Source organism: Paenibacillus sp. AR247 (assembly GCF_002968895.1).
GTDB classification, from domain to species: domain Bacteria; phylum Bacillota; class Bacilli; order Paenibacillales; family Paenibacillaceae; genus Paenibacillus_AQ; species Paenibacillus_AQ favisporus.
Genome location: NZ_PCZT01000024.1, coordinates 19183 through 26370, shown reverse-complemented (window position 1 = coordinate 26370; position 7188 = coordinate 19183). Strand labels below are relative to the sequence as shown.

Below are 7188 nucleotides of genomic sequence, written 5' to 3'. Positions count from 1 at the left end.
GGACAGTGGTACCTGTTCGTATCATAACCAGGACGATTTTCGGGACACGGGAACCTGCGCAGCGTGTGCATCGACAGCCTGTATTTTAACGATGACGGGACCATTCAAACGGTGGTTCAGACCAAGAACAGCGTCAAGCCTGTCGGTGAAGCGCCGGAAGCCGAAATTTCGGCCTACTATGCAGCGTCAGTAAGCACTACGGGAGGCGGTGCTGAAGTTACGGGCGGATCTGGGGCAGAAGCAGTCGTCCGAGGACTGGACGCCGAGGGGGCTTACTGTGAATTCGGCGGTGTCGACGGCGGCAGCGGCGGACGGGCCGCACTGTACATCCATTACGGCACGGAAGAAGCCCTGGCCAAGCTGAATTTAATGGTCAACGGCCTTGATTACACGCTGATCAACGCCCCCGGAACGGGAAGCGGCGAGGAAGCGGTGGGCACCGCGTCGTTTACGGTCCGTCTGCAGCCTGGAACGCAGAATACAATCCGGCTGACGGGCGGGCATGGCCGCATTGCTGTAGGCGGACTGTCGGTCAGCCGGTTCGAAGAATAAGAGATTTGGGCTTAGCTTAAACAAGCGGCCCCTGTACACCGGTCAGCTGTTAAGCTTATCGGCGGCAGGGGCCGTTTATGGTTGTGCCAGGGATTTAGTAAACCGCGTCTCCTGAATGCTGTCTTCCTTCCGTTAATCCGCCGTTGCAGGCCCGGTCGAGGCCCTGGGAACGAGGCTTACGGGGATGGTCGTGATGACGGGGCGACGGTCTCCGTTCAGAATGAGGTCGGCGATCGTTTCGCCGATGACGCTGAAATTTTGGTCGATGGTGGTGATTTGCGCGCTGCCGGTCACCGCCCACTCGATATTGTCGAAGCCGGTAATGCTCATCTGCTCGGGTACCCGGATCGACAAACCGAGACAGCACATGTACACGTTAAAGGCGACCTCGTCGTTCTCGCACTCGATGGCGGAGACGCCCGACCGGTAAAACCCGTTGATGATATGCTTCAGCATATGGTAATCGGGCGTGACATTAAATTTGACGTACTCGGAGACCACTTCGAGCCCGTGGTCGTTCATGCATTTCGTAAACCCGCTAAAGCGTGCGGACAAGCTGGACATGTCACGGGGCGAGAAGCGGGAGACGTAGGCGATCCGGCGGTGCCCGTAATCGATCAGATGCCGGGTCAGCTGGTAGCTGCCCTCGAAATTGTCGCAGACCACGCTGCTTAAATAAGGAATATCATGCGGCTTATCGAGAATGATGACCTGCTTGCCCTGCTCGGTAAACTTCCTGAGCACGTCCAAATGCAGCTCGTTGCCCGCCGGATACAGTATGAGGGTGTCCACGTCTTGAGCAAAGAGCCGGAGCAGCAGGCTTCTCATCTTATCCGGATCCGGCTCGCAAATATGGATCGCCAAATGAACATTGGAGCCGTCCAGCCGCGCAGTAGCCGCCACAACGATCCGGAAGAAACCGCCCTGGTTGACGGCGAAAGGCAGGATGACCGGAATGGTCCTCCCCGGTGCCAGTTCGTCCGGAAGGGAAGTGACAGAGCTGGCCGGCTGAGCCGATAGAGGAATGCGCCGCACGAAGCTCCCCACCCCGCGTTTGCGGTACAGGATGCCGGCCTGCTCCAAATCCTCGATTGCCCGTTTGGAGGTAATGCGGCTGACGCCGTATTGCTCGGACAGGCTTTTCTCCGTACAAATCGGCTTATCGTATTCGAACTGATGATTTTCAATTCTGGCGAGGATGTCGTCCTTAATCATTTGATATAACAATTTTGATGGGTCTTTCGGCATTATTTTTCTCCGATTCTCGTTAAACGTTCTTTTAAATGTGCACACAAGCCGTGTATAGCTTTCATTTAGTATATCAAACCAAGCCGATATTTCAATCCATCCGGAACACCTGATACCGTTTCCTGTACTCGCCGGGGGTGAACGAGGTTTGGCGTTTGAACAGACGCGTGAAATAGTTGTTGTCCCGAAATCCGCATTGTTCGGCGACTTTGACCAGGGGCAGCTCCGAATGCGCCAGCAGCCGCTTGGCCCGCTCCATCTGCAGATGATGCCGGTATTGAAGCGGACTCATCCCCGAATATTGTTTCAGGCAGCGCGCCAAGTAATCGAAATGGTAATGCAGATCACGCTCCATGCCGGCGGAGTCGAAGGGAGCCTCAAGGGTGTCCGCCAAATAGGCTGCGACCTGCTCTCCAAGGAAAAAAGAGCGGGCATGCGGACTGCCTTTTCTCATGCTTCCTTGCAGCTCGATCAGGAACTTGCCGAATAACATGTGCAGTTCGTAGACCCCGTAGGGGGTAAGCATGCCGTGCACTTTCAGCATGTCCTGCAGGATCGGCACCATCGTTCGCAAATCGATTTCGGCAAATTTGGGGATGTCCACCAGGCCTGGCTGGGCCTGGGTATCCTGATCCGACCGGTTCAGCAGCGGCTGATGCCAGTAGTTTTTCTCAGTCAGAACCGGCTGCTCGTCCGCCGGGTATTCGAAATGGATCCAATACACCTCGGTTTCACGATCGGTCGGACGGCAGCCTCGGTGCGTCTTGCCAGGCTCCAGGACGAGCATCGTTCCCTCACGGATATCATACGAAACCCCCATCCCTCTTCCATATATAGCGTGCCTTTGGCGCAAACGATCAGGTCAAAGGCTTCGAATTGGCGCTCGGCGTGCATCACGCCCGCCTGCCACACTGTATGGCCGACCGCGGCCAGCAGCGGAAACGGCGGCACCTTGAGTTCAAGTACGAGCATATCGCTAAAGCTCCCTTTCGAAAAAAAACGAATGTAGAGATTGTACTATAAGAAGTCGCCATTGTCAGCTGTGTCAAGGGAAATGATCCTGTAGAGTGGTAGATATTATATGATATAAGTGAAGTCAGGGAGGCAGTGAGTTATGGATCAACAGGCACTCATCCAAAGGCAGCAGTGGTTTGTGAACCAGCGGTTCGGGATGTTTATCCACTTCAACAGCGCGACGTTTCAGTTTGCCGAATCGGACATTATCGATTGGGAGTACGATCACGAGAACGGGGATGAGCCCCGCCGGTTCCCTTTTGACCCGAAGGACTGGAATCCGGAGCAGCTGGACTGCTCTCAGTGGGCGAAGGCCGCCAAATCGGCGGGGATGAGCTTTGCGGCATTGACCGCGAAGCATCATGAAGGCTTCAGCTTGTGGCCGACCGAGCATACGGAGCATTGCGTACGCAACGCAGCGAGTCGGCGCGATGTCGTCAAGGAATACCTGGACGCGTTCCGGGCGGAAGGGATCGAGGCGGGACTGTATTTTTCCATGCTGGACCTGCATCACCAAATCGGCCGGAGAAAATGCACGCCGGAGGATAAGCAGTTCATTAAAAACCAGCTTGAGGAGCTGCTGACGAACTACGGCGAGCTTCCGTTCCTCATTATCGACGGCTGGAATGCCCATTGGGGCGGCCCTTCGTACGAGAACCTTTCGTTCGAGGAAATCGACGCATGGGTGAAGTCGCTGCAGCCTCAGTGCTTGCTGATGAACATCAGCTGCGAGACCAACCTGAATCATACGGACGTCGTTTTTTATGAAAATGCGGCAGGGCAGGAAGTGGAAGACGGCTTTGTGGGACCGGGGGCCAGCTGTAACGTGTTAACGAAAACCTGGTTCTGGAGAACGACGGATACGGCCAGGGAGCTGAAAACGGTGGATTGGGCACTGGACATGGTTCAGGACTGCAACCGCCAGAACGTGACCTTTCTGTTGAACGGGGCTCCCAACCGGCAGGGACTGCTGGACGCGAACGTACTGGAGCGCTTCCGGGAGATTGGACAGCGGTACCGGAAACCGGAAGACCTGACCGTCATTCCCGAAGGATGGCTGACCCGGGGGTAAGCTGCTGCAAGCCCTTGAAGCGATTTAATGGAGCAGCATGGGATGACGTTTGGCAGACGGAGCGCAGCCCAGCACCTTTTTATACGCGCGGAAAAAAGAAGAATAATCATGGAAGCCGACGGCGGCGGCCGCCGAACTCGCGGTATGGCCCTGAAGCATCAAGTTCTGCGCCATCACGACCCGCTTATGGATGATATAATTGCCGATGGTTGTGCCCGTCGCTCTGCGGAACATTTTGTTCAAATGATGCTTGCTGATGTAAAAGGCGGCGGACAGATCGTCGAGCGAGACCGATTCGGTGATATGGTCGTTGACGTAAGCAATAATCCGCGGAACCGATGGTCCGGAGGAAGAGACATCCGAGGTGCCTTTCAGCGCATAGCTGTGGATCAAGATCTGCGACAGCAGCGCCTCGAGGCGCACCCGGAGCGCAAGATCGCGAATGGCGGCATCGGCGTGCCGGGCATCCATCAGCTGCTTGAAAAAAGTAAACATGACGCGGTTACCGTCATCCTTGTAATAGATCCCTGCCGGACCATCATCGGGATGGAAGGGAGACAACAATGGGGACTGGTTTTCGGGCGGAAGAAATCCGGGCACAAAATGGAGCGATATCCTTTCATAAGGGATGTCGCTTTCGATTTTTACGCCGTGGAACACGTGAGGGGCGATGAGCAGCAGGCTGTGCGGTTCCGGTACATAGCGCTTGCCCTCGACCAGATAGCTGACTTCTCCGGCGATAAAATAGTACACCTCATAAAAATTGTGGCAGTGCAGCGCATATTGGTCCGTTTTGCGCCGGTCGGCCGCATGGTGGAAATTCAATGAGTCGGTATGGATATTTGCGTACAGCATCCGTTCGCCCCCTTAAGCGATGTTGGGTTTAGTCTAACGAATGACCGCTATATTTGCAATGTTATGGCTTCGATTTACAATGGTGATTCCGGGTGCCGGCACTATAATTAAGGGGAGAATGCACTTTTGGAAATCTTGAAGGAGGGGCCATATTTCATGATTTTAGGCGCACAATTGTATACCGTCCGATCCTTTCTCCAGACGGAAAAAGATATTCGGCGAACATTGCAAAAAATTGCGGCTATGGGCTATACGTCGGTCCAGATTTCGGCCATCGGTTCCATCCGTCCCGAGACGCTTCGCGCCATTTGCGACGAGCTGTCGCTTCAAATCGCGCTGACGCATACGAGCCCGGACAGGATCCTGAACGAAACGGATCAAGTCATCGAGGAGCATCATATTCTGGGCTGCGATTACATCGGAATTGGATCGATGCCTGATAAATACCGCGGTCTCGACTGGTATGGGTATTTCGCGGAAGACTTCCGGGAAGCGGCAGGGCGGATCGCCAAGGCAGGCAAGCTGTTCATGTACCACAACCATCATTTTGAGTTTGAAAAAATCGGCGGCAAGCGCCTGATTGAGCGGCTGGTGGAGGATTTCGCGCCGGAGGAGATGGGCATTACGCTCGATACATATTGGGTCCAGGCGGCCGGCGCCGACGTATGCGAATGGATCGGCAAGTTGAAGGACCGCCTTCACTGCGTGCATTTGAAGGACATGGCCGTCCAGGGAACTCAGCAGCTGATGGCCCCCGTCATGGAAGGGAACATGAATTTTCCGGCTATTTTGAAAGCGCTTGAACAAGCGAATACAAAATATCTGCTGGTCGAGCAGGACGTATGCCAGACGAGTCCGTTCGACTGCCTGCAGACGAGCTACAACAATTTGGCTTCCCTTGGCTACCGCTAAGGAGAATGGAGGGTCTAGATGTCTAAATTACGGATCGGCGTCATCGGGATGGGCAATATGGGTTCGGACCATGCCAAAAAATTAAACAAGGGCATCGTGCCGGAAGCGGAACTGACCGCGGTGTCGGAAATGGACGGCAAGCGGCTGGAGGACGCCAAAACGTATTTACAAGGCGACATCGGATACTTTGCGACGCCTGATGAATTGATGGACAGCGGCCTCTGTGACGCGGTAATTATTGCAACGCCGCACTACGACCATCCAAGGCTCGCCATTATGGCGTTCACCAAAGGGCTGCACGTATTATGCGAAAAGCCGGCCGGCGTCTACACGAAACAGGTGCGGGAAATGAACGAGAAGGCGCGCGAAAGCGGCCGCATCTTCGGCATGATGTTTAACCAGCGGACCAATCCGATGTACCGCAAAATGCATGAGCTCGTGCACAGCGGCGAGCTTGGCGCGATTAAGCGGGTGAACTGGATCATTACCGACTGGTACCGGTCGCAGGCCTATTATGATTCCGGAAGCTGGCGCGCCACTTGGGCCGGGGAAGGCGGGGGCGTGCTCATCAACCAATGCCCGCACAACATCGACCTTCTCCAATGGATTTGCGGCATGCCGGCCCAAGTCCGCGCCTTTTGCCATGAGGGCAAGTGGCATAACATCGAGGTGGAGGATGACGTCACGGCATATATGGAATTTCCGAACGGAGCCACGGGCGTATTCGTCACGACGACCGCCGACCTGCCGGGAACGAACCGTTTGGAAATTACGCTGGAAATGGGCAAGCTGGTGTGCGAAAACAATACGCTGACGCTGCACAAGCTGAGCCAGAACGAGCGTGAATACTGTTTTACAACGAAGGACGGCTTTGCCAAGCCTCCCGTGGAAATGTCCGTCATCGAGACGCAAGGTGACAACAGCCAGCATACCGGCATCATCGCTTCGTTTGCCAAGGCCGTCCTGGACGGTGCGCCGCTGATCGCTGACGGTGAGGAGGGCATAAACAGCTTGATGCTGTCCAATGCGATGCATCTGTCGAGCTGGATCGGCGACACCGTAGCGCTTCCCATCGACGAAGATCTGTTTTTGGAGGAGTTGAATAAGCGGATAGCGGCGTCGAAACATAAGGTGACTGCTGGGAGCTAACAACAGATAAGGTACGGCGAGTTGAAAAAGGCGGGAGGATTGGACAATGTTTTGTGATCCGGACTGAATTCCAGCCGCCGTACCTCGCTAAGAGTTCAAGCAATATCCAAGCGATAAGCCGAATCCGCCATAGCTGCTGCAGCATGTCTCGGATACAACCGCATCCAGCAACAAGCGAAAAGAGCCGACGCCAGCGTCAGCTCTTTTCGCGTGTAAACGGAGCAATATGAAATCGATCGAGGTACGCCTGAATCGCACCGGTATCCTGATGAGGTTCCGCCAACGCGACGTATCCATCCGGACGGACCAGAAGTGCCGAATCGGGATGCATGCCGGCTGCTTTCATGGATGGCGTCCATCCCATTTCATGCAGGGTGATGCCTGTC

At 55.1% G+C, this 7188-nt stretch carries 8 protein-coding genes; 4 read left to right on the top strand and 4 right to left on the bottom strand.

Annotated elements, in window-relative coordinates; all coding sequences use genetic code 11:
* The first annotated feature begins 63 nt into the window (after positions 1-63).
* Complete coding sequence (locus tag CPT76_RS30920) at positions 64-552, top strand: carbohydrate-binding protein (protein WP_105445611.1); 489 nt, start codon at positions 64-66, stop codon at positions 550-552.
* 132 nt (positions 553-684) lie between these two features.
* On the opposite strand, the gene CPT76_RS30915 is transcribed toward CPT76_RS30920, so the two are convergent.
* Together CPT76_RS30915 and CPT76_RS30910 are read right to left on the bottom strand one after the other, a co-directional pair.
* Positions 685-1800: a GntR family transcriptional regulator gene (locus CPT76_RS30915; RefSeq protein ID WP_105445610.1), complete on the bottom strand. Its 1116-nt coding sequence runs from the start codon at positions 1798-1800 to the stop codon at positions 685-687.
* A gap of 91 nt (positions 1801-1891) precedes the next feature.
* On the bottom strand, positions 1892-2620 hold the full coding sequence (locus tag CPT76_RS30910) for an AraC family transcriptional regulator (protein ID WP_105445609.1): 729 nt from the start codon (positions 2618-2620) through the stop codon (positions 1892-1894).
* 294 nt (positions 2621-2914) lie between these two features.
* Here CPT76_RS30910 and CPT76_RS30905 point away from each other — a divergent pair, with 294 nt between their 5' ends.
* Complete coding sequence (locus CPT76_RS30905; RefSeq protein WP_105445608.1) at positions 2915-3886, top strand: alpha-L-fucosidase; 972 nt, start codon at positions 2915-2917, stop codon at positions 3884-3886.
* Between the two features lie 24 nt (positions 3887-3910).
* Here CPT76_RS30905 and CPT76_RS30900 read toward each other — a convergent pair whose 3' ends face one another.
* On the bottom strand, positions 3911-4741 hold the full coding sequence (locus CPT76_RS30900; RefSeq protein ID WP_105445607.1) for a helix-turn-helix transcriptional regulator: 831 nt from the start codon (positions 4739-4741) through the stop codon (positions 3911-3913).
* Between the two features lie 156 nt (positions 4742-4897).
* Here CPT76_RS30900 and CPT76_RS30895 point away from each other — a divergent pair, with 156 nt between their 5' ends.
* Positions 4898-5653, top strand: coding sequence for a sugar phosphate isomerase/epimerase family protein (locus CPT76_RS30895; protein WP_094599618.1), 756 nt, complete (start codon positions 4898-4900; stop codon positions 5651-5653).
* 18 nt (positions 5654-5671) lie between these two features.
* Positions 5672-6802: a Gfo/Idh/MocA family protein gene (locus tag CPT76_RS30890; RefSeq protein WP_105445606.1), complete on the top strand. Its 1131-nt coding sequence runs from the start codon at positions 5672-5674 to the stop codon at positions 6800-6802.
* Between the two features lie 196 nt (positions 6803-6998).
* Here the strand turns inward: CPT76_RS30890 and CPT76_RS38520 are convergent.
* Positions 6999-7188, bottom strand: a 190-nt coding sequence (locus CPT76_RS38520) for an aromatic-ring hydroxylase C-terminal domain-containing protein (RefSeq protein WP_483870082.1), incomplete at its 5' end; no start/stop codon positions are given.